The 17,264-nt window shown below is 71.3% G+C and carries 23 protein-coding genes; 5 read left to right on the top strand and 18 right to left on the bottom strand.

All coding sequences use genetic code 11. The features are described from left to right. Nucleotides 1-101: 101 nt before the first annotated feature. Nucleotides 102-638, bottom strand: coding sequence for a peptidylprolyl isomerase (locus tag ACWCSU_RS19030; protein WP_357693158.1), 537 nt, complete (start codon nucleotides 636-638; stop codon nucleotides 102-104). Nucleotides 639-857: 219 nt separating this feature from the next. Here ACWCSU_RS19030 and ACWCSU_RS19025 point away from each other — a divergent pair, with 219 nt between their 5' ends. Next, nucleotides 858-1,295: a hypothetical protein gene (locus ACWCSU_RS19025; protein WP_357693160.1), complete on the top strand. Its 438-nt coding sequence runs from the start codon at nucleotides 858-860 to the stop codon at nucleotides 1,293-1,295. Between the two features lie 102 nt (nucleotides 1,296-1,397). After that, on the top strand, nucleotides 1,398-2,474 hold the full coding sequence (locus ACWCSU_RS19020; protein ID WP_449936339.1) for a hypothetical protein: 1,077 nt from the start codon (nucleotides 1,398-1,400) through the stop codon (nucleotides 2,472-2,474). Nucleotides 2,475-2,476: 2 nt separating this feature from the next. Here the strand turns inward: ACWCSU_RS19020 and ACWCSU_RS19015 are convergent, their stop codons facing one another. Further along, nucleotides 2,477-3,046: a hypothetical protein gene (locus tag ACWCSU_RS19015; RefSeq protein WP_449936337.1), complete on the bottom strand. Its 570-nt coding sequence runs from the start codon at nucleotides 3,044-3,046 to the stop codon at nucleotides 2,477-2,479. A 144-nt stretch (nucleotides 3,047-3,190) separates the two neighbouring features. On the opposite strand from ACWCSU_RS19015, the gene ACWCSU_RS19010 reads away from it, so the two are divergent. Beyond that, nucleotides 3,191-3,862, top strand: coding sequence for a response regulator transcription factor (locus tag ACWCSU_RS19010; protein WP_357693166.1), 672 nt, complete (start codon nucleotides 3,191-3,193; stop codon nucleotides 3,860-3,862). Further along, nucleotides 3,859-5,301, top strand: coding sequence for an ATP-binding protein (locus ACWCSU_RS19005; RefSeq protein WP_449936335.1), 1,443 nt, complete (start codon nucleotides 3,859-3,861; stop codon nucleotides 5,299-5,301). The genes ACWCSU_RS19010 and ACWCSU_RS19005 overlap by 4 nt, the downstream gene beginning before the upstream one ends. Here ACWCSU_RS19005 and ACWCSU_RS19000 read toward each other — a convergent pair. From ACWCSU_RS19000 to ACWCSU_RS18925, 16 genes are all read right to left on the bottom strand, one after another. Next, nucleotides 5,288-6,253: a GNAT family N-acetyltransferase gene (locus ACWCSU_RS19000; RefSeq protein WP_449936332.1), complete on the bottom strand. Its 966-nt coding sequence runs from the start codon at nucleotides 6,251-6,253 to the stop codon at nucleotides 5,288-5,290. The two genes, ACWCSU_RS19005 and ACWCSU_RS19000, sit on opposite strands and share 14 nt — an antisense overlap. Before the next feature lie 10 nt (nucleotides 6,254-6,263). Next, nucleotides 6,264-6,422 (bottom strand): hypothetical protein, encoded by a 159-nt coding sequence (locus ACWCSU_RS18995; RefSeq protein ID WP_449936329.1) that lies wholly within the window; start codon nucleotides 6,420-6,422, stop codon nucleotides 6,264-6,266. Between the two features lie 41 nt (nucleotides 6,423-6,463). Continuing rightward, nucleotides 6,464-6,841: an SgcJ/EcaC family oxidoreductase gene (locus ACWCSU_RS18990; RefSeq protein ID WP_357693174.1), complete on the bottom strand. Its 378-nt coding sequence runs from the start codon at nucleotides 6,839-6,841 to the stop codon at nucleotides 6,464-6,466. Between the two features lie 117 nt (nucleotides 6,842-6,958). After that, nucleotides 6,959-7,531: a PadR family transcriptional regulator gene (locus tag ACWCSU_RS18985; protein WP_357693176.1), complete on the bottom strand. Its 573-nt coding sequence runs from the start codon at nucleotides 7,529-7,531 to the stop codon at nucleotides 6,959-6,961. 35 nt (nucleotides 7,532-7,566) lie between these two features. Further along, entirely contained in the window at nucleotides 7,567-8,361 is a 795-nt protein-coding gene (locus ACWCSU_RS18980; RefSeq protein ID WP_357693178.1) for an MBL fold metallo-hydrolase, read from the bottom strand. A 34-nt stretch (nucleotides 8,362-8,395) separates the two neighbouring features. Beyond that, nucleotides 8,396-9,037: a response regulator gene (locus ACWCSU_RS18975; RefSeq protein ID WP_449936325.1), complete on the bottom strand. Its 642-nt coding sequence runs from the start codon at nucleotides 9,035-9,037 to the stop codon at nucleotides 8,396-8,398. Continuing rightward, entirely contained in the window at nucleotides 9,025-10,185 is a 1,161-nt protein-coding gene (locus ACWCSU_RS18970) for a sensor histidine kinase (RefSeq protein WP_357693182.1), read from the bottom strand. Before ACWCSU_RS18970 ends, ACWCSU_RS18975 begins: the two co-directional genes overlap by 13 nt. A gap of 61 nt (nucleotides 10,186-10,246) precedes the next feature. Next, nucleotides 10,247-10,663, bottom strand: a complete 417-nt coding sequence (locus ACWCSU_RS18965; RefSeq protein WP_357693184.1) for an acyl-CoA thioesterase — start codon at nucleotides 10,661-10,663, stop codon at nucleotides 10,247-10,249. After that, on the bottom strand, nucleotides 10,660-11,277 hold the full coding sequence (locus ACWCSU_RS18960; RefSeq protein ID WP_357693186.1) for a TetR/AcrR family transcriptional regulator: 618 nt from the start codon (nucleotides 11,275-11,277) through the stop codon (nucleotides 10,660-10,662). Before ACWCSU_RS18960 ends, ACWCSU_RS18965 begins: the two co-directional genes overlap by 4 nt. Before the next feature lie 44 nt (nucleotides 11,278-11,321). Beyond that, on the bottom strand, nucleotides 11,322-11,711 hold the full coding sequence (locus ACWCSU_RS18955) for a hypothetical protein (RefSeq protein ID WP_449936321.1): 390 nt from the start codon (nucleotides 11,709-11,711) through the stop codon (nucleotides 11,322-11,324). A gap of 11 nt (nucleotides 11,712-11,722) precedes the next feature. Then, nucleotides 11,723-12,439 (bottom strand): DUF6082 family protein, encoded by a 717-nt coding sequence (locus ACWCSU_RS18950; RefSeq protein WP_449936318.1) that lies wholly within the window; start codon nucleotides 12,437-12,439, stop codon nucleotides 11,723-11,725. A 4-nt stretch (nucleotides 12,440-12,443) separates the two neighbouring features. After that, nucleotides 12,444-13,058 carry a DUF6879 family protein gene (locus ACWCSU_RS18945; protein ID WP_449936316.1) on the bottom strand — a complete coding sequence of 205 codons (615 nt, stop codon included), beginning with the start codon at nucleotides 13,056-13,058 and terminating at the stop codon, nucleotides 12,444-12,446. Continuing rightward, nucleotides 13,051-13,320, bottom strand: a complete 270-nt coding sequence (locus tag ACWCSU_RS18940; protein WP_357693194.1) for a hypothetical protein — start codon at nucleotides 13,318-13,320, stop codon at nucleotides 13,051-13,053. The genes ACWCSU_RS18945 and ACWCSU_RS18940 overlap by 8 nt, the downstream gene beginning before the upstream one ends. A gap of 127 nt (nucleotides 13,321-13,447) precedes the next feature. Further along, a complete protein-coding gene (locus ACWCSU_RS18935; RefSeq protein WP_364083397.1) occupies nucleotides 13,448-15,247 on the bottom strand; it encodes a flavin-containing monooxygenase in 1,800 nt (599 codons plus the stop codon). Nucleotides 15,248-15,324: 77 nt separating this feature from the next. Further along, on the bottom strand, nucleotides 15,325-15,855 hold the full coding sequence (locus tag ACWCSU_RS18930) for a flavoprotein (RefSeq protein ID WP_357693198.1): 531 nt from the start codon (nucleotides 15,853-15,855) through the stop codon (nucleotides 15,325-15,327). Further along, a complete protein-coding gene (locus ACWCSU_RS18925; protein ID WP_449936313.1) occupies nucleotides 15,852-16,373 on the bottom strand; it encodes a MarR family winged helix-turn-helix transcriptional regulator in 522 nt (173 codons plus the stop codon). Before ACWCSU_RS18925 ends, ACWCSU_RS18930 begins: the two co-directional genes overlap by 4 nt. 62 nt (nucleotides 16,374-16,435) lie before the next feature. On the opposite strand from ACWCSU_RS18925, the gene ACWCSU_RS18920 reads away from it, so the two are divergent. After that, the gene (locus tag ACWCSU_RS18920) at nucleotides 16,436-17,257 is read left to right on the top strand and encodes an alpha/beta fold hydrolase (protein ID WP_357693202.1); all 822 of its coding nucleotides are present in this window, start codon (nucleotides 16,436-16,438) and stop codon (nucleotides 17,255-17,257) included. Nucleotides 17,258-17,264: the final 7 nt, after the last annotated feature.

Raw genomic sequence — 17,264 nt, 5'->3', positions numbered from 1 at the left:
CCTATGACGTACCAGACCCAGCTGTGTGCCGTCGATCAGGGGTGCTGGGGCTTCCCCAGGGGGCGGGACCCGAGAGTGGCCCGCCCCCCGCAGGGATCGGCTCAGCCCTGTACGCGCTCGATGGTGACCGACTCCAGGACGACTTCCTGGACGGGCCGGTCGCGCCGGTCGGTGTCGGTCTTGGCGATGGCGTCGACGACCGACTGGCCCTCGACGACCTCACCGAAGATCGTGTGCTTGCCGTTGAGGTGCGGCGTGGGCACGACCGTGATGAAGAACTGCGAGCCGTTGGTGCCCTTGCCGAACCGCACGCCCGCGTTGGCCATGGCCAGCAGGTAGGGCCGGTTGAAGTAGAGATCCGGGTGGATCTCGTCGTCGAACTCGTAGCCGGGGCCGCCGATGCCCTGGCCGAGCGGGTCGCCGCCCTGGATCATGAAACCGGAGATGACCCGGTGGAAGACGGTCCCGTCGTACAGACGGGCGGTGCTCTTCTCGCCCGACTCCGGATGGGTCCACTCGCGGGTGCCCTCGGCGAGCTCCACGAAGTTCCGGACGGTCTTCGGCGCCTGGTTCGGGAAAAGCTCGACCTTGATGTCGCCGCGATTGGTCTTCAAATTAGCGATCAGCTTCTCAGCCACGAGACAGCTGCCCCCCTCTATGTACAGGGTTGTATGTGATGTCCTGAGGAATATGGCCGTTCGGCCTCCTCGGTCATCCTCCCATGGACCGCCATGATTGAGCCGCCTTGTCCAGGGAAGGTCAAGCGCGGGGCCCCAACGACAGGGGAGGTTGTCGTGTCCCTGACACTGAAGAGACGCCGCGTGGTAATAGAGGTACCCGCCACGTGGATGGGCCGAATGAAGGCCCAGGCCGTCAAGACCGGCCATCGCATGGCGCCAATGGCGGACCAGGCCAAGGTGGCCACCGCCCAGCGCATCGAAGACGCCCGTTACTGGGCGGCGCCTAGGCTCGACGCCGCGGCGCACGGGTTCGAGGATCAGGTCGCCCCCAAGGTCAGCAGGATGCTGACGGCGGCGGCCAAGCGAATCGACCCGAAACCGTCCCGGTCACGGCGGTGGCCGACGATGGTGCTGCTGACCGGTCTTGCGGTCGGCGCGATCGGTTACATGGCCTACCGCCGCAACGCCCAGCAGTGGACCGAGCACATGAAGGACTCTGCCTCCGATGCGTCACGCTGGGTCAGCGAGAAGGCGGACAGGTCCGCGCAGTCGGCGGACCGGATGGCGTCCAACGTGCAGAACAAGACGGACCAGGCATCTCACCACAGGCCCTGATCCGGCTCGAAAAGCGCGCCCCCGCTCTCGTGAGAGCGGGGGCGCGCTTCGTGTTCCCCCGGCCTGTTGACGGCATACCAAGCGCTTGCTACAACTCCGGGCATGGCGCTGTCACCGCTCGACGATCACCCCGTGCACCAGACCGCCCAGGTCATGCGGCACGTCGCCACCTCCGACCGCAACTTCTACGACCGCTACTACTTCAACTGCCACGCCGGCACCGACGAGCTCATGCTGATCGTCGGCCTCGGCCAGTACCCCAACCTCGGCGTCACCGACGCCTTCGCCTGCGTACGGCACGGCGACCTGCACCGCGTCGTACGGGCCTCGCGCGAGCTGGGCCCCGACCGGATGAACACCGGGATCGGCCCGTTCCGCGTCGAGGTCGTCGAAGGGCTCAAGCGGCTCCGCGTGATCCTGGAGCCGAACGAGCATGGCCTGTCCTTCGAGCTCGACTGGGAGGGGACGATCCCGGCGACCCTCGAACCCCGCCATTTCCTGCGCTGGCAGGAGCGGGTCATGTTCGACTCGGTACGGCTCGCCCAGACCGGCCGCTGGACGGGCAGCATCACCATCGGCGACCAGGTGATCCCGGTCACCCCCGACCGCTGGCTCGGCACCAGGGACCGCTCCTGGGGCGTCCGGCCGGTCGGCGAGCCCGAGCCGCCCGGCATCCAGGCGAACAACTCCGGCACGTTCTACTGGCTGTACGCGCCGATGAGGTTCGACGACCACGCCATCCTGTGCATCGTCCAGGAGGACGAGCATGGCCGGCGGCTGCTGGAGGAGGCCGTACGCGTGTGGTCGGACGGGCGGGAGGAGGAGTACCTCGGCCGGCCGGACTACCGCCCGGTCTACGCCCCTGACACCCGGGACGTCGTGGAGGCGGTGATCGCCTTCTCGCCGCCGGGCGGCAGACCGTTCGAGGTGCGCTGCACGCCGGTGCTGCCGGTCCATCTCATGGTCGGCACCGGGTACGGGTTGGAGCCGGACTGGAGGCACGGCATGTACCAGGGGCCGGGGCCGGTCGTGCAGGGGGTGACGTACCGGCTGCCCGACGACGCCGCCAGGATGTGGGGCCTGGTCGACGCCGTCGGCCGCTTCGAGTACGACGGGCTCGTCGGCCACGGCCTGTTCGAGTACTGGGCGCTGGGCCCGCACCCGTCGTTCCCTGGATAGAACTAGTCGACGGGCTTCGCCTGCGCGCAGACGATCTGGACGACCTTGCTGGGGTCGTCCGCCTTCACGGCGCCCGGCGGGAGCTCGGTCGCGGGCAGCAGGGGGAGCGCCCGTACCGTCTCGCCCTCGGGCAGGGTGGCGCTCGGCGCGTCCTCGGGGGTGGCGGGAGCGCTGGGCGCGGCTTCGGGGGCGCCGGGCGCGCCCTCAGGGGCGGCGGGGGCGCTGGGCGTGGTGGGGGCGGCCTCGGTGGTGGTCAGGGGGGAGAGCTCGACCATGACGCCCGGCTCGGCGTCAGGTGCGGGCGCGCCGTCCTTGCGCTCGCCCTTCTCGTCGCGGGCGACGAACACGCGGGCCGCCACGCTGTGGACGAACTTGACCTCCTTGCCGTCCGGCGTCCGGCAGGACACCCCGGCCATGGTGGGGGCCGTGGTGGCGGCCAGGGTGGTGGCGGCCACGGTGGTGGCTGCGGGGACGTCGGGGGCGGGGGGCGCGTCGGCCAGGGCGGAGCCGCCCAGGACCGCGAGCGCGAGCACCCCCACCGTGCCGAGGACCGCGAGACGTCGCTTGAACATGCATTCTCCTCAGTCGAATCCAGTCGAATTCAGTCGCATCCATCCGAACGCCCCGATCGTGCTCGCCCACACCTGAAGCGATCCTGAACGCGCCCAAAAGGATCTTCAGGTTGGCTTTAGGTTCACTCAGGCACTCTGGACGTCGTGCGAGTGCTGCTGGTGGAGGACGAGGAACGGCTGGCCGGCCTGATCAAGGGCGGGCTGGCGGGCGAAGGCTTCGCGGTCGACGTGGCCCACGACGGGCGCGACGGCCTGTGGATGGCGACCGAGAACGCCTACGACGTGATCGTCCTGGACGTGATGCTGCCCAGGATGAACGGCTACACGGTGTGCTCCCGGCTGCGCGAGGCGGGCGACTGGACCCCGATCATGATGCTCACCGCCAAGGACGGCGTCCACGACGAGGCCGAGTCGCTCGACAACGGCGCCGACGACTACCTGGCCAAGCCGTTCTCGTACGTGGTGCTGCTGGCCCGGCTGCGCGCCCTGGTGCGGCGCGGCGGGACCGAGCGGCCGGTGACGATCACCGTCGGCGACCTGGTGGTCGACCCGGCCGGCCTGCGCTGCCGCAGGGGCGGGGTGGAGATCGGGCTGACGCCGAAGGAGTTCGCGGTGCTGCACGCGCTCGCCCGGCGGCCCGGGGAGGTGGTCTCCAAGGGCGAGCTGCTGGCCCAGGCGTGGGACTTCTCCTACGACGGCGATCCGAACATCGTCGAGGTCTACATCAGCGCCCTGCGCAGGAAGATCGACCTGCCGTTCGGCCGGACGTCGCTGATGACCGTCCGTGGGGCGGGCTACCGGTTGGAGCCGGCGTGAGGGCCCCGCTCGGAGCGCGGCTCAACCGGCTGCGGGTGAGCTGGGGGCGTCTGAGCCAGGGCCGGGTGAGCTGGGGCCCGGCGAGCTGGGGGCGGGTGTCGGCCGGGTTGTCGTCGGTGCGGTTGCGGGCCACCGTCGCGGCGACGCTGGTGGTGGCCCTGGCGCTCGGCGTCGCCGCCCTGGTGCTGGTCATGGCGTTGCGCGGCACGCTGGAGGGCAACGCGGGCGAGGAGGCGGCCAGGCGGGCCGCGGCGGCGGTGTCGTACGCGGAGACTGTGCCGTACGCGGCGTTGCCGGTCACCGAGACGTTGCCGGTCGCGTCGGAGGGGGCGACGCCACCGTCGAGGACGGTCTCCGGCCAGGCGAGCGAGATCCTGGCGGAGGACGCGGCCGTGGTCCGGCTCGCCGATCCCGACCTCGTCCTGGCCGGCCGGGCCACCGGCTCGCCCGCCCTGTGGGCGCAGCCGGCCAGCTACGCAGTCGCGGGCCTGCAGGTGACCACGCCGACCGGCCCGGCCACGCTCTGGTCGCGGGTCTCCCTGGACGGCGTGCGGAAGGCCGTCGAGGCCCTGTACAGCGCCTTGCTGCCCGGCGTGCCCGCCCTGCTGCTCGTGGTCGCCGGCATGACCTGGTTCTCCGTGGGCCGCGCGCTGGCCCCCGTGGCCGCGATCAGGGCCAAGGTGGCCGACATCACGGCCCGCGACCTGCACCAGCGGGTGCCGGTACCCGGCTCCAAGGACGAGATCGCGGCCCTGGCCACCACCGTGAACGGCACCCTCGACCGTCTGGAGACGGCCGTGGGCCGGCACAAGCGGTTCGTCGCCGACGCCGCGCACGAGCTGCGCAGCCCGATCGCCACCCTGCGCGCCCGGCTCGAACTGGCCGAGCAGAGCGAGCTGACCCGCGAGGCGCTGGCCGACGTCGAACGCCTCCAGGCGCTGGCCGCCGACCTGCTCATGCTGGCCAAGCTGGACGCCGGCGAACCGCTGCGCACCGGCGAGCTGGACCTGGGTCAGGTGGCGGCCGAGGAGTCGCTGCGCGCCCGGCGGCGGCCCGAGGTCCGGGTGGAGCTGGACATCGAGCCCGACGTGGTGCTGAACGGCTCCCGCGCCCACCTCGACCGGCTGGTCACCAACCTGGCCGACAACGCCGTACGGCACGCCGCCTCGGCCGTACGCGTACGGGTGCGCGCCGAGGAGGACCAGGCCGTGCTCGAAGTGCAGGACGACGGCCCCGGAATCCCGCCGGAGCACCGCGAGGCCGTCTTCGGCCGCTTCACCCGCCTGGACGAGGCGCGGGCTAGGGACGCGGGCGGCGCGGGGCTCGGCCTGCCCATCGCCAGGGACATCGCCCACCTGCACGGCGGCACGCTGACGTACACGGACGCCGGGTTCGTGGCCCGCTTCCCGCTCGCGGAGGGGGCGCTCAGTCCGGCTTGACGGCCAGGGCGTAGTTCGAGCTGCGTTCGAAGATCTCGAACCCGGAGCGGGCGTAGACGCTGACGGCTCCCGTGGGGTTGTCGGCGTCGACGCCCAGCGCGGTCGTGTCGAACCCCTGCGCGCGGAAGGCGGCCAGGGCGTGCGCGATCAGCGCGCTGGCCACGCCCTTGCCGCGCCACTCCCGGAGCGTGCCGATGATCTGGATCCAGGCCCGGCGCACGCCGGCCTGCTCGTTGTAGCCCTCGAAGGTGTGGGTGATGAGCACGCCCACCGGCCGCCCCTCGTGCAGGGCCACGAACGACGATTCCGGCAGGAAGTTCCGGGAGCCGACGATGTAGTCCTGCCAGCTCTCGGGGGTGTGCGGGACGCTGCCCCAGTGGTCGAGGAACGCCTCGTTGCGCACGTGGCGGGCGCCCTCGTCCAGCTCGGGCGACCAGGAGGTGACGGACACCCCGGCGGGCGGTGTGAAGTCCGGCAGCTCGCCCGACAGCGGCCGCCCCATGTGGGCGAACCAGCGGTTGGCGGCGAAGCCGGCCCCTTCGGCCAGCGCCTTCAGCCCGAGGTTGGTGTCGGGCACGTACAGATGGATCTCCAGCGGGACGCCCGGGAAGGCCTTCTCGCTCAGCTCCGGCGCGACGGCCAGGCTCCAGTCGATGATCCGCCGGCCCAGCCCGCGCCCGCGATGGCCGGGGTGCACGCCGCCCGACAGCCGCATGACGTGGGTGTCGGTGGCGGACTGCCGGACCGGCAGGTAGCCGTAGGCGACGATCTCGCCGCCCTCCCTGGCCGCGAGCGTGCCCGCGGCCAGGTCGATCAGGCGGTGGCCGAGCTGCTCCCTGACGTCGTCGAGGTCGTGGACCTCGCCGATGCGATCCTCGGCCTCGATCGCGGCCAGGAGGCCGGCGAGCGCCTCGGTGTCGTCAAGGGTCAGCGGTTCCCACGCCAGGCTCATGGCCAGCAGCCTAGGCCAGCCTGGTGAAGCACCCCAATTGTTTTCCGACCCCTGCGATCCGCTCGGCGAACGCCTCCCGCGTCCGCCGCCCGAAGCCGATGAAGAACCGGTTGGCCAGGGCCACTCCCCAGCCTCCCCACCCGGCCACGTCGTAGACGCGGTGCTCCACGCGGGCGCCCTACCCGGCCACCTCGGTGATCAGCCGTTTCCTCATGGCTTGCTCACCCGGCTGTTCTGGAAGGAGGCGAACAGCCAGCCCTCCGGCGTGCGCAGCGCGGTCAGCGTGACGACGGACGCCCTCTTCGGGTCGGGCACGCCGTCCACCGACGAGGTGCCGCCCGCGATCACCAGCGCGACGTCGTCGGTCAGCGGCCTGACGGTCGGCGCGGGGCCGCCCTCGGCGAGCTTGATGGACGTCCTGAACAGCGCGCGGTGGGTCTCCTCGATCGCCTTCCTGCCCTTGAGGTGCAGGCCGAAGAAGGTGATGTAGTCGGCGTCCTCGGTGAACAGGCCGGCGTAGCCGGCGGAGTCGCCGGCGTTCCAGGTCTCCGTCATCCGCTCGACCAGGCGGGTGATCTCTTCGGACATGGCACAGCTCCCTTCGTGGCGGCGCCTATCCTGGGAGTTGCGCGTCCGGGCAGGGCAGGCGCCGTGTTCGGATGTCGGCCGCCGGGGTGTTGGCGCACCCCGGCGGCCCTTGTCATCTCACCCCTCGGCCGTGCTCGTCCAGGTGAGTTCGCCCTGGTGGAGCCGGTCGAGAAGCCTCCTGATCCAGGCGAGCTCGGCGGCGTGCAGAGCCTGCTCGCACTCGACCTCCAGCATGAGGATCTCCGGCAGGCCACTGTCGTTCATGGCCTTGATGTGCCCTTCCATCCCGGCGAGCGTGCCTTCGAGCGTGGCGGCGCGGGCACGCAGCGCCCGCTGCGCCTCGGACGGCGGCAGGCAGCCGATCAGCGAGATGGCCGCCACGAAGGCGCGCCGGTCGGGGTCGGGCTGCTCCAGCAGCCGCCGGAGCCGGGTGATCAGCTCCTGGCGGCCCTCGTCGGTGATCTCGTAGACCGTGCGCTCGGGCCGGCGGCCCTCACGGTCGGTCTTGGCGGGGACGATCAGCTCGTCCGCGGCCAGCCGCTCGACCGCGTGGTAGAGGCTGCGCGGCAGGCCGGTGATGTAGTCCTTGTGCGTGTCGATGATGAAGCGGTGGAGCTCGTAGGGGTGGCTCGGGTGCACCGTGAGCAGGGCGAGCACGGTCAGGTCGACCAGGCTCTTGCGTTGTGCCATGTTGCCACCCTCCATATTGCACTTTGCAATATAGCCTAGCCGTCGAGCTGGAGGAAGGCCCGCTCGATCGCCTGCCGTGACACCTCCTCCGGGTACGGGAACCGCGTGATCGAGTCGCGCAACCCCTCCACGTGGGCCTTAGCGGCCAGCTCCGCCACCAGCTCCAGCTCGGCCCGCTGCTCCTGGACGAACGCCCGGCCCACCACCGCGCCGTGCCCCGGCACGAACACCTGCTCCGGCAGCGCGTCGAGCATCGCGCCCGTCGTGACCGGCCAGTCGAGCGGGTAGGAGTCGCCGAACGCCGGCGGCGCGCCCTCCTCGACCAGGTCACCGGCGAACACCACGCCGGCGTCCGGCACGTGCAGGACGATGTCGTTGCTGCTGTGCCCGAGCCCGAAATGCCGCAGGTGCACCATGCGTCCGCCGATGTCGAGGCTGGCCGAGGCGGTGAAGGTGTGGTCGGGCGGCACGATGGCGATCTCCTCCATCTCCGCGCGGCGGTCGGGCAGCCGTTCCAGGACGTCCGCGCGATGCTGCTCGCCGTAGACGTCGATCTCCTCGGCGCACCGGACGTGGCTCCAGATCTCGGCGGGACGGAAGAGCGCGTTGCCGAAGTAGTGGTCGAAATGCGAGTGACTGTTCACGACCGTCCATGGATGGCTGGTGATCGTCCTGATCGCGTCGATCAGGTCGGCCGCCTCCCGGTGGGAGCTGCGGGTGTCGAGCACCAGACAGTGCCCGTCGCCCACGATCAGGCCCGTGTTCATGTCGAAGGACTCATGGCGGCGCACGTAGACCCGGTCGCCGACCTCCTGCCACCGCTCGTTCATGCCAACAGACCTTACTTTTCGGACTTCCTGCCGGTCATCCCTGAAGGTAGGCCAGCACGGCCAGGACCCGGCGGTGCCCGTCGGACTCGGGCGGCAGGTCGAGCTTGGTGAAGATGCCGGCGATGTGCTTGGCCACGGCGGCCTCGGTGACGACCAGCTCCCTGGCGATCGAGGCGTTCGCGCGGCCCTCGGCGATCAGGCCGAGCACCTGCTGCTCGCGCGGGGTGAGCCGGGCCAGCGGGTCGCGCCGCCGCCGCAGGAGCTGGCGCACCACCTCCGGGTCCACGACCGTGCCGCCCGCGGCCACCCGGTCGAGCGCGTCCACGAACTCGCGCACGTCGCCGATGCGGTCCTTGAGCAGGTAGCCGACGCCCGCGCCGTCGCCGGACTCCAGCAGCTCGGCCGCGTACGTCTGCTCGACGTGCTGGCTGAGCACGAGCACGGCCAGGCCGGGATGGCGGCGGCGCAGGTCGAGCGCGGCGCGCAGGCCCTCGTCGGTGAAGCCGGGAGGCATCCGCACGTCGGTCACCACGGCGTCGGGGCGGTGCTCGGCGACCGCCGCGACCAGGGCGTCCGCGTCGCCGACCGAGGCGGCCACGGTGTGGCCGAAACGTTCGAGCAGCCCGACCAGCCCCTCGCGGAGCAGCACGGCGTCCTCGGCGATCACCACGCGCACGGGATCTCCACTCTCACCAGGGTCGGGCCGCCCGGCGGGCTGGACACCGACAATCTTCCCTCCACCACGGCCAGTCTGTCGGCCAGGCCGGTCAGCCCGGTCCCCCTGGCCGGGTCGGCGCCGCCCACGCCGTCGTCGCGGACCTCGACGGCCAGCGTGCCGGCCGCCGTCCGGGCGGTGACCGCGGCCCTGGTGGCCGCGCTGTGCCTGGCGACGTTCGCCAGCGCCTCGCTGACCACGTAGTACGCGGTGACCTCGACCGGCGCCGGCAGCCGGCCCAGCCCGTCGACGTCCACGTCCACGGGCACCGGCGAGCGTCCGGCGACGTCGCGGACCGCCGCGCCCAGCCCCCGGTCGGTCAGCACCTGCGAATGCACGCCCCTGATCAGCTCGCGCAGCTCGGCCAGCGCCTGCCTGGCCTCGTCGTGCGCCCGGCCGAGCGTCCTTGCCATCGGGGAGTCGTCGGGCACGTCCAGCCTGGCCATGCCGAGCGTCATCGACAGCGCGACCAGCCGCTGCTGCGCGCCGTCGTGCAGGTCCCGCTCGATCCTGCGGCGCTCGGTCTCGAACGCGTCCACCAGGCGCGCCCGCGACCGCATGACCTCGCTCAGCTCCGACCCGGTGGGCGCGAGCACCGCCCTGACCATCGCGCCGCGCGCCCCGCCCCACGCCGTGATCGTGTACGCCGCCACCGGCAGCAGCAGCACCCCCGCCACGCTCGCCACGAGCCCGGCGGCCGGCACGACCTCCGGCTGCACCACGGGCGACAGGATCAGCAGCACCGGCCCCCCGACGGTGAACCCCAGCATGAGCAGGTCGATCCACCACATCGCGAACACCGTCATGACGGCGACCCCGGCCTCCCGCCTGCGCCGGTCGGGCACCGGCGGCAGCGGCACGGTGTCCACCAGACGCAGCCGTACGCGCTCGAACCGGGCGATCAGCGGCACGACCAGCGCCGGCAGCACCGGCACGAGCAGCAGGCTCACCGGCGGCCCGGCGAGCCCGACCACCATGACGCCCAGGCCGACGGCCGCCCCCGGGACCACGCTGCCCAGCAGGTACGCCACGCACCGCCACGTCCAGGCCGACCGGAGGAAGGCGGGCGGGCGCTGCGTGAGCGCTTCGAGCGCGGTCCTGTTTCCCACCCGGTGACCGTATCGGCGGCGGGGAACGGCGCGCAGTAGTGCGGGGTCTACCTTCGGCGGCTCAGCCCGCCATCAGCGGCTCGGCGGCCGTACGCAGCTCCGCGCTGAACGGCGCGGGCCGGAAGGTCTGCGGGTCGAGGTTGACGTTGACGCGGTAGCCCTCGGCGTGCACGACCGAGCGGTCGCCGGACAGGACCCGGAAGCCGTAGACGCCGCTGGTCCGGCCCATGCGGTCGATCCAGAAGTCGACCAGCACCTCACCCGCGCCCATGACCGGCGCGTTGTATGTGATCTTGAACTCGCGGACGGCCAGGTAGAGGTCCTTGAACTTGGAGATCGCCGGGTCGAAGCTCCAACCCTGCTCGGCCCAGTAGGCGGAGATGGCGCGCTCGACCAGCAGGGCGTAGCGCGAGTTGTGCAGCAGGCCCATCGCGTCGAGGTCGTCGAAGTGCACCTGGGCGGGTCGGGTCTGGGTCACACGGGCTCCTTCAGTCGGTCGTGGACGGCGCGACGGGACCGCTCGTAGGCGGCCCCGCCCCTGCCGAGCAGGCGGGTCTGGGTGACCACGGACTCCCCCAGGGCTTCGATCTCGTACGCGAGCTGCGCCGGGTCGGTCTGCGGCGGCAGCTCGCCCAGCTCGACCGCCTCGCGCACCAGCCGCTCGATGAAGGCGAGCCAGTCGGCCGCCGCCTCGGCCACCCGGTCCCTGACCGGGCCGGGACGGTCGTCGAACTCGACCTGCGCGGTGTAGAAGAAGCACCCGCCGGGGAGGACGCCGGTCTCGTAGAAGCGCAGCCGGGCCTCGTGCAGGGCCAGGACGCGGGCCACGCCGGGCGGGGCCTTGAGCGCGGGCCTGACGATCTCGTCCGTCCACTGGCGGACGGCCCATTCGACGGTGTCGAGCTGGAGCTGCTCCTTGTCGCGCCAGTGGGCGAAAAATCCGGATTTGCTGACCCCGGCGGCTTCGGCCAACCGGCCCAGGGTCAGCCCGTCCAGGCCGTGCACCGAAGCCAGTGACACGGCCTGCCCGAGGATCGCCTCACGGCTGCGCTGCCCGCGCGCCCGGCGACCGTCTTCCTTCACGTCGGCCATGCCGCTCAGCATACATTAACGACCGATCGTTCAGATTGAAGGGGTCAAACCCTCCCGTAGCGCACCGCGACCGAGTCGAACATCAGGACCGCCTCCGCCGCGTCGGCCTCCGCCAGTGGGCGGCCGAGCTGGGGATCGCCGCCGGCGAGCCCCGACTCCCGCTCGACGATCCGCGCCACCTGGTACATCAGCTCCACGACCCGGCCAGCGGCGTCACCGTGCCACCAGAACGGCACGCTGATCCCCCAGCCGCCTTCCCAGTGGTTCACCGAGATGCCGGTGCCCTCGTGTTCGAGGTCCCAGTTGGGCGGGTCCTCGAAGATCTTCACCTCGCCGAGGAGCGCGCGGGCCTGGGTGACGACGTTGTTCCAGGCCACCAGGTCCGGTGGACGCGGCTCGTCGTCCTCCGAGCCGAAGTACAGGTCGTAGCTCATGGTGCACGAAACTAGTGCCAGTCCCCCACGAACCTGCGCAAAATACGCCGTACGACCACAACCAACGCGAGCACCACCCCGACCCGCACCGCCACCGAACCTCCCCGGCGCGGCGCCGCCGCCACGGACGCCGTCCCGCCGGCGGTCACCTCGGAGTAGACGTCGTCGACGATCAGGTTGAACCGGCGCTCCCTGCGCGACCCGGCGCTCGTCATCCGCAACGCCCGCACCTGCCGCCAGAACCCGCCGCCGATCGGCCCGGCGAGCACGGTCGCGGCGACCTCCCGCAGGTGGGCCTCGGTGATCGAGCGCAGCTCCCACATCAGCAGCCAGTGGTTGAGGATCATGTTCACGTACAGGTGGGCCCGCTGGCCCTCCTCGTCGCCGGAGGCGAAGAACGCCCCCCAGCACGCCCGGTAGAGCGGGTCGTCCATCGCCATCTTCATCAGGTCGCCGTGCAGCGTGCGCAGCGCCTGCTCCCTGGCGGACTTGGCCTCCCTGGCCTGGAGCACGAGCGAGAACGCCACGCCGATCAGCGCGAGCACGGCCAGGATGGCCGAGGCCGCGCCGTACGTCTGGCCGATGTCGCCGAGCACCGACCAGTCGCCGCGGCTGCGTCCCAGGGCGGCCAGGAAGAAGGGGGAGGCGACGACCAGGCCGGCGGCGGCGACGACCGACAGCAGGAGCAGGATGGTCACCCAGTAGCGCCCGAACGACCGTCTGTTCACCGGGCTAGAACGTGGCCGAGTGGCGCAGCGGCGGAGGAAGCACGTCGCGTTCGGCGGTCATGTACGGAATGAGCTCCGCGCCCTGGCCGAAGAGCTTCTCCATGTCGTCTCCGCAGCTCTCGATCAACGACCGGTCGAGGATCTTGCGCGCTCCGGTCAGTGTGCCGTCCTGGCTGTAGAGCACCTCGTACATGACCGTCGTGTCAAGGATGACCACCTCGGGCAGCGCCTCGGGGAAGCCGAGCGCCGCCAGGCCGTCGGCTTCGAGGACGCGGATCTGCTCGCCGGCCAGGGCCCGCAGGCGGATGTAGTAGAGCTCCCACTGCAGGTAGGAACTGAAGGGCCGCTCGACGAGCCGGACCCGCCGCATCGCGAACTCCCCCGCCTCGCGCAGCGGCCGCTGGATCTCCTGCCGGCGCTCGTCGATGAGCCGGATCGCCTCGCCCCAGTCGCCGGCGTCGAGGGCCAGCCAGCTCGGCTCGTCGGGCTCACGGTAGCTCTGGCGCGTCTCAAGCTTCCAAAACACCCGTTCGAGATCGCGGAAGTACGGCCAGAAATCAGCGAAATACTCGTCGGGCGTGAGCTGCTGGGACTTGGCCGCAGCGACGTTTCTAAGCATCAGGGATATCCGGCTTGGCGGCTACGAGCATCTTGCGGGGAATGACGACCAGGCGTTCGTCACGGGCAATACTAACCCCCGCGGGCAGCCGGCCCCGGTAACTGTCCGTAAGGTCGCGTCCGATTATCGCGATATCGCCGTTGGACAGTTCCCAGATATCAGGACATGAGGGACTTGCGGTGGTATCGCCAAGCTCAAGGGCCGACCTCCCCAGGCGTCGTCGCAGCTCGGCCGATGCGTCAGCTTCCCATGGACGCGCCACGGCATAACCCCTTTTCCCTGGTGGCGTTACGCATGAGTGTGACATCGAATACGATGGCCGACAATGTCCGGTCACGGAAGAGTGAATTCACCGGCAGGGCAGTAATGCTTCCAGAGGACCGATCGGGTCAATCTCCCTCTGCGCGCTTGCGGAACTCCAGCCCCTCGAACGCGCCCGACGTCCGCCACCCGTCGATATACGCGAAGTACGCCATTGCACCCTGCGGGTGACCGATGTTCAGGCGGCCTTTCCTGCCGGGATCGCGGCCCTCGTTGTTGTAGTAGCCGGGTGTGCAGTCGGCGGAGGCGCCGAGGATGCTTCCGGGGCCGGACAGCAGCAGCTCGATCCAGGCGTCCTCGGCCTCCTCGGTCACCTCGATCTCGTCGAAGCCGTGGGCGAGCGCGTGGCCGATGGTCAGGGCGATCGTCCGGGCGGCCTCGGTGAGGTTGTGCGGGATGTTGGAGATGAGGTTCGCGCCCTGCGCGGGCTGGACGACGAAGGCGTTCGGGAAGCCGTGCGCGTGGATGCCGTGCAGGGTGCGCATGCCGTCCGCCCAGTGGTCGGTGAGCCGGACGCCGTCGCGGCCGGTCAGCTCGTAGCCGGCGCGCCGGGTGTAGTCGGTGGTCACCTCGAAGCCCGAGGCGTAGATGACGCAGTCGACCTCGTACTCGACGCCGCCGGCCACCACGCCGCGCTCGGTGACGCGCTCGACGCCCTTGCCGTCGGTGTCGACCAGGCGGGTGCCGGGGACGTTGAAGGACTGCAGGTACTCGTCGTGGAAGCAGGGACGCTTGCAGAGCTGGCGGTACCAGGGCTTCAGCTTCGCGGCGGTCTCCGGGTCGCGGACGATCGCGTCGACGCGGGCCCGGATCTCCTCCATCTTCTCGAAGTCGGAGTCCTCGTACGCCTGCGCCATCTTCTCCGGGGTCAGGTCCTCGGGCGGGAGCGCCGTGATGCGGGCGCGGATCCGCCGGGCGATGTCGGTCCAGCCGTCCATCACCAGGTCCTCGTCGGTCAGGCCGCCGGTCTGGTTGCCGGTGAAGTTCTCCAGCCAGCGCCGCTGCCAGCCCGGGGTCGCGATCCCGGCGAACCAGGCGGGGTCGGTGGGCCGGTTGTCGCGTACGTCCACCGAGGAGGGGGTGCGCTGGAACACGTACAGCTCGGCGCAGGCGCGGGCCAGGTGCGGCACGCACTGCACGGCCGTCGCGCCCGTGCCGATGACGGCGACGCGCTTGCCCGCCAGCCGGTCCATGGGCGCGCCCGTGGGGTCGCCGCCGGTGTAGTCGTAGTCCCATCGGCTGGTGTGGAACGAATGCCCTAGGAAGTCGTCGATGCCGGGGATACCGGGGAGCTTGGGCACGTGCAGCGGGCCGATCCCCATGACCACGAACTGGGCGGTGAACGCGTCGCCGCGGTTCGTGCGGACGGTCCAGCGCGACCGGGACGCGTCCCACTCCAGGTCCTGGACCTCGGTGTGGAAGAGCGCGTTGTCGTACAGGCCGTAGTGCTTGCCGATGCGGCGGCAGTGTTCGAGGATCTCGGGGGCGTGCGCGTACTTCTCCGTCGGCATGTGGCCGGTCTCCTCCAGGAGCGGCATGTACACGAACGACGCGGTGTCGCACTGTGCTCCCGGGTAGCGGTTCCAGTACCAGGTGCCGCCGAAGTCGCCGCCCTTCTCGACGATCCGCACGTCGTCGATGCCCGCCTCCTTGAGCCGGGCGCCGGTGACGAGCCCGGCGAACCCGCCGCCGACGAAGGCCACCGTCACGTGGTCGGTCTTCGGGTCGCGCTCGGTCCTCGGCGTGTACGGGTCGTCCAGGTAGTGGGCGAAGCGGCCGGTGAGGCGGACGTACTGGTCGTCGCCGTCCGGGCGCAGCCGCTTGTCGCGCTCTTCGAGGTATTTGCGGCGGAGGGCTTCCTTGTCCATGCGTCCTCCGGAGACGAGGTTCCGAATTCCAGAATGTCATTCGCGAATCTCGTTCGACAAGGGCCGCGATCGGCCCTCTATGGACGCAGCGCCGTGAGCGCGCTCTCCCAGACGTAGGTGTCGTTGCCGTCGCCCGTGCTCGGGGCGTGCGGCTCGAACTGCCCCTGGCCGATCAGGACGCGCACCCCCTCCGACCGCAGCTCCTCGACGCTGCGCCGGAAGGGCGCCCGCGCGGCGAGCGCGCTGTTGACGAACGGCAGGACGACCACCGGGATGCCCAGCCCAGGGGCCTCGGCCAGCACCCCCAGCGCGTAGGTGTCGGCGACGCCCATGGCGAACTTGTTGATCGTGTTGTACGTGGCCGGGGCGACGACGATCGCGTCGGCCCTGGGCGGCTTGGGCTCGTGCGGCTTGCGGTAGCGGCTGCGGACCGGACGGCCGGTCAGGCGCTCCAGCTCGGGCACGTCGATGAAGTCGAGCGCCGACGGCGTGGCGACGACCTGGACGTCCCAGCCCTCGCCCTGGGCCGGGACGACGAGCCTGGCCACGTCGCCGGCCGGGCCGGCCGCGCACACGATGACGTAGAGGGTCCTGCCGGAGGCGGTCACGGTTGAGATCGTACGGCGCTCTCCGCGTCGACGGCGCTCCCCATGTCGACGGCGCTCTCCATGTCGACGGCGCGGACGCGGGCGGTGACCTCCGGCGTGAGGTGGCGGGCCAGCACGTCCAGGGCGGCGGCGACCTCACGGACCGCCTCGGGGCCCGGGTCGGGGAGCGCGGCGGCGAGGGCGTCGTCGATCGTGGCGGCCCTGACCTCGGCGACCCGGGCCGACGGCGTCGCGGCGGGACGGATGAGCCGCCGCCGCCGGTCGGCCGGATCGGGCACGCCCTCGACGGACCCCGTGGACTCCAGCCGCGCGACGGCCGTGGACACCTGGCTCTGCGGCAGGCCGGTCCGCGCCGCGATCTCGCTGACCGTCGTGCCGGGATGGGCGACCACGTCCCCGAGGACCACGAGCACCGTACGGACCGAGCCGCGCGGGCCGTCGCCCTTCGGCTGGGGCATCGCCTGCTCGCCGATCTTCATGAGGGTGCGGCCGAGCAGGAACAGTTGGACTCCGTTCATGAGGACATGATACATCTATATCGATGCATCGATTTAGATGCTTTTTGTAGAGGAGACCGATCATGAACGCGCTTTCCGTCCCGGGTGCCACCCTCCACTTCCAGGTCGAGGGCGACGGGCCCGTCCTCCTGCTGTCCCAGAGCGGCGAGGGCGACGCCGACCGCACCGCCGACCTGGTGCCGCTCCTGGCCGACGCCTTCACGGTCGTCACCTACGACCGGCGCGGCCTGTCGCGCAGCGCCCTCGACCCCGGCGCGCCGCCCGTCACCATGGCCGACCACGCCGACGACGTCGTGCGGCTGCTCGCCGAGGTGGCCGACGGGCCCGCGCTGATGGCCGGGTTCAGCATGGGAGGCGCGATCGGCCTCCAGGTGGCGGCGCGGCACCCCGGCGTGCTCGGCACACTGATCGCGCACGAGCCCGTGACGCCGAACCTGCTGCCCGCCGCCGGCCGGGCCGAGCACGTCTCCGAGCTGACGGCCATCCAGCAGGCGTACGCGTCCGGCGGGCTGCCGGCGGCCTTCCCCGCGATCACCCGGCACCTCGGCATCGACCCGGCCCACGACGAAACCGAGGAAGGGCTCACCCCGCAACCGCTCACGCCGAGGCGGCAGGCCAACTTCGGCTTCTTCATCGGGACGGAGTTCACGGCGGTCATGGCGGACGACCTCGCCCCGGCGGAGCTGACGCACACCGGGACGCGGGTGATCCCGGCGATCGGCCGTACCACCCGGCCTTCGGTGCACACCTACCGCTGCGCGCTCGCGCTGGCGGAGCTGCTCGGCACCGAGCCGGTCACGCTCCCGGGCGGCCACAACGGCAACACCGCCTTCCCGCGCGCGACGGCGGAGGCGCTCAAGGCGGTGTTCGCCGGGCAGGCGTGAGCGCGAC

The sequence above is a fragment of the Nonomuraea sp. NPDC001699 genome (assembly GCF_053596455.1).
This window is presented reverse-complemented; position numbering and strand designations above follow the sequence as displayed.

Excerpts from the sequence above, each read along its gene's own strand:
- ACWCSU_RS19025 (WP_357693160.1), top strand. The coding sequence starts at position 858 with ATGAAGGCCCAGGCCGTCAAGACCGGCCATCGCATGGCGCCAATGGCG.
- ACWCSU_RS18960 (WP_357693186.1), bottom strand. The coding sequence starts at position 11,277 with ATGGCCGACGTGAAGGAAGACGGTCGCCGGGCGCGCGGGCAGCGCAGC.
- ACWCSU_RS19015 (WP_449936337.1), bottom strand. The coding sequence starts at position 3,046 with ATGTTCAAGCGACGTCTCGCGGTCCTCGGCACGGTGGGGGTGCTCGCG.
- ACWCSU_RS18935 (WP_364083397.1), bottom strand. The coding sequence starts at position 15,247 with ATGGACAAGGAAGCCCTCCGCCGCAAATACCTCGAAGAGCGCGACAAG.
- ACWCSU_RS18985 (WP_357693176.1), bottom strand. The coding sequence starts at position 7,531 with ATGGCACAACGCAAGAGCCTGGTCGACCTGACCGTGCTCGCCCTGCTC.
- ACWCSU_RS18945 (WP_449936316.1), bottom strand. The coding sequence starts at position 13,058 with ATGCTTAGAAACGTCGCTGCGGCCAAGTCCCAGCAGCTCACGCCCGAC.
- ACWCSU_RS18990 (WP_357693174.1), bottom strand. The coding sequence starts at position 6,841 with ATGTCCGAAGAGATCACCCGCCTGGTCGAGCGGATGACGGAGACCTGG.
- ACWCSU_RS18980 (WP_357693178.1), bottom strand. The coding sequence starts at position 8,361 with ATGAACGAGCGGTGGCAGGAGGTCGGCGACCGGGTCTACGTGCGCCGC.
- ACWCSU_RS19000 (WP_449936332.1), bottom strand. The coding sequence starts at position 6,253 with ATGAGCCTGGCGTGGGAACCGCTGACCCTTGACGACACCGAGGCGCTC.
- ACWCSU_RS19020 (WP_449936339.1), top strand. The coding sequence starts at position 1,398 with ATGGCGCTGTCACCGCTCGACGATCACCCCGTGCACCAGACCGCCCAG.
- ACWCSU_RS18925 (WP_449936313.1), bottom strand. The coding sequence starts at position 16,373 with ATGAACGGAGTCCAACTGTTCCTGCTCGGCCGCACCCTCATGAAGATC.
- ACWCSU_RS18920 (WP_357693202.1), top strand. The coding sequence starts at position 16,436 with ATGAACGCGCTTTCCGTCCCGGGTGCCACCCTCCACTTCCAGGTCGAG.
- ACWCSU_RS18955 (WP_449936321.1), bottom strand. The coding sequence starts at position 11,711 with ATGAGCTACGACCTGTACTTCGGCTCGGAGGACGACGAGCCGCGTCCA.